Origin of the sequence: Candidatus Sarmatiella mevalonica (genome assembly GCF_016751895.1) — a bacterium.
Taxonomy (GTDB): Bacteria; Pseudomonadota; Alphaproteobacteria; order Rickettsiales; family Rickettsiaceae; genus Sarmatiella; species Sarmatiella mevalonica.
This window is the reverse complement of record NZ_JACVVM010000104.1, coordinates 1-2528: the sequence shown is the minus strand read 5'-3', so window position 1 is coordinate 2528 and position 2528 is coordinate 1. Positions and strand designations below refer to the sequence as shown.

Annotated in this window: 3 protein-coding genes and 1 pseudogene; 3 read left to right on the top strand and 1 reads right to left on the bottom strand. The window is 34.1% G+C overall.

The genetic code is table 11. From position 1 onward, the window contains the following. The first annotated feature begins 57 nt into the window (after positions 1-57). A complete protein-coding gene (locus Sarmat_RS06485; protein ID WP_202149504.1) occupies positions 58-216 on the top strand; it encodes a hypothetical protein in 159 nt (52 codons plus the stop codon). Here the strand turns inward: Sarmat_RS06485 and Sarmat_RS07205 are convergent. After that, positions 206-328 carry a hypothetical protein gene (locus Sarmat_RS07205; protein WP_279611781.1) on the bottom strand — a complete coding sequence of 41 codons (123 nt, stop codon included), beginning with the start codon at positions 326-328 and terminating at the stop codon, positions 206-208. The two genes, Sarmat_RS06485 and Sarmat_RS07205, sit on opposite strands and share 11 nt — an antisense overlap. A 297-nt stretch (positions 329-625) precedes the next feature. Between Sarmat_RS07205 and Sarmat_RS06480 the strand changes: the two genes are divergently transcribed. Both Sarmat_RS06480 and Sarmat_RS06475 read left to right on the top strand, forming a co-directional pair. After that, positions 626-1936, top strand: coding sequence for a C40 family peptidase (locus Sarmat_RS06480; protein ID WP_202149944.1), 1311 nt, complete (start codon positions 626-628; stop codon positions 1934-1936). Between the two features lie 411 nt (positions 1937-2347). Then, positions 2348-2528 (top strand): annotated as a pseudogene (locus tag Sarmat_RS06475) (IS5/IS1182 family transposase); the annotation flags it as partial.

Sequence of the window (2528 nt, the reverse complement as noted above, 5' to 3'; positions counted from 1 at the left end):
TTACTTGCCGCTTGATGCTAAAATAGACCTCTTTCGAAACTCGCTCATGATGAGCAAATGCGAGGAGTATACGAAGCACAGAGCCGCAGCGTACATGAAGTACGTGAGGACTTGCGCATCGGAGCGACGAAGCAGTTGCCATCAGGAGTAGAGTTAGGAAAGAGGTCTAATAATCACGAACAACCTTCTTCACCCTTCACATTGGCTAATTGTTAATTAAATACTTACGCAAGAGGTCTACTAAAATATCAAATTCTTCGCAACTAATGTCAAATAATCTTAAAAAAATTCTTGGATGTTTCCTGATTTTTATGTATGATATTGCCATATACGAAGTAGTTTTATGTTGAAATAAACTCCATATATACCTTCTGTCTTGAAAAATCAAAACCTCTTTCTATCATTAGGCGATATATTCTCACTTACGCAACAGGTTTACTATATAGTTTTGCTGACATTTTTCCTTTAACAATACCATATCTCCTTACCTAATCTAAGGTGGGTTACTATATATCTTTTCAGCTGAATTGCAAATTCTTTCTTCTATTGATACTATAGCATCTGTGGTAAGTTTCTACTTATGCAGCAAGCCTACTTATTAATAAAAACATAGCATGATAAAAATATGCAGAGCAAGATATTTGTCTCAATACTGTTATTTATAATTACTGGCTGTAGCAACAAGCAAAAATTTGAAAAAGCCATGTTTGTGCAGATTCGCGATGTTATGGAAATACCGCAACAAGCAAGCTATATAAGTGATGCTGCGCCAAATAATGGCGCTGGACGAAAAAAAGAAGAGTTCCGCGCATACTTAATGTCACCATGGCATAAACATAAATTATCTGGAGACAGTGATTTAATCATATCAGAATACAGAAAACCTCTATCTGATTGTTATAGAGAAAATCTACAAAAATGCGATGATACTGTTTATTTATCAAAACTAGTAGATAATGCGAATTTTGTCTCGATAAATGGCCAAACATCATACGGAATTATGGTTGCTCATGCTAATCTCAGAAAAATGCCAACGGATCTACCATGCTTTTCTGATATTACAAAAGCCGGCGAAGGCTACCCATTTGATAATTTACAAAACAGCTTTGTTTATGCCGGTACGCCAGTGTTTATAAGCCATATGTCGCAGGATAGGGCGTGGGTGGTTGTGGAAACTCCAAGCAGTGATATAGGATTTGTTAAAGTATCGGAAGTGGCGATTTTAAAAAAACATGCGATATCTTCTTTAAGTAAACTAGATATAGCAATACTACTACGTGATGATGTTCCAATTTATGATTCTAATGGATATTTTTGGGGATATTCTAAGTTGTCCATGCCGCTTTTTGTAAAGGAAAAGCATAAGGGTTATTATTCCGTGCTATTACCGATGCGCGGAAATAACTCTGGAGTACTGTGGAAAAATGGAAAAATTCCAATGGATATTGCTAGAATGGAGCCATTAGAATTTACTAAAGAAAATGTGGATGATGTCATACAAAATTTGATAGGTCAAAACTATGGTTGGGGTGGATATCTTGGCAATAGGGATTGTTCCGCATTGATTCGAGACTATTTTGCTGCATTCGGCATAGGACTGCCTAGAAATTCGTTGGCGCAGAGCCAAGAAGGTCGTATAATTAAACTTGCGGCTCTGAATAGAGACGAAAAGTTAAAAATAATTACCAAAGAGGCCGTACCATTTAGAACTATTTTATACTGCCCAGGTCATATAGTGCTATACGTAGGTTCTAAAAAAGATAAATTACTAATTTTACATAATATTTGGGGTAGTAAAATACAACATGGCAATGAAAAAGGTAGAAATATAATAGGCGCAACGATAATATCGACGTTAGAATTTGGAAAAGAGTTGAGGTATATTGCTGCAGACTCGACATTTTTGGATAAAATATCATCTATGAGCATATTTTGACATTTGATGAATATTATCGTAATGCCCCTTAGTACCGGACACATAGTTGCCTAAGCTTTGAATTTAAAGGATTGTTAGACATAATAGATCTGAGGAAAAAATCAAAAATTTCGATGAATTTTGATTGCATTAATATTTTTCTTAAAAAAATAAGTCCATATGAAAATATAGAAAATAACCTACGATTATGATTTTTAATTTTAATTGGTTTTACTAAATTTTTTATTACCCCAAATTTTACGGTAAATACAAATCCAATTGTTAAAACTGCAAGCAATTTTGCTAATCTTTCAAGATCTTTGATGTGAGTATCTTCCATATTAAAACCTTGCGTTTTTAATAGACCTCTTTCGAAACTGCGATATATGTGTATACTCAAGCTAGGTCAATAAAAATATTATGGTTGTGCAATTGAAATATGAACAAGTGAAGATTTTATCAGATGATCAATTCAGAAGATTAATAGGAGTCAAGCGTGGTACGTTTGATAAGATGGTAAGAATATTAGAAGAAGCTGATAAAAAGAAAAAAACTAAAGGAGGTAGAAGAAATAAGCTGAGCATGGAAAAATCAGCTATTAATGACATTGGAA

Excerpts from the sequence above, each read along its gene's own strand:
- Sarmat_RS06485 (WP_202149504.1), top strand. The coding sequence starts at position 58 with ATGCGAGGAGTATACGAAGCACAGAGCCGCAGCGTACATGAAGTACGT.
- Sarmat_RS07205 (WP_279611781.1), bottom strand. The coding sequence starts at position 328 with ATGGCAATATCATACATAAAAATCAGGAAACATCCAAGAATTTTTTTA.
- Sarmat_RS06480 (WP_202149944.1), top strand. The coding sequence starts at position 626 with ATGCAGAGCAAGATATTTGTCTCAATACTGTTATTTATAATTACTGGC.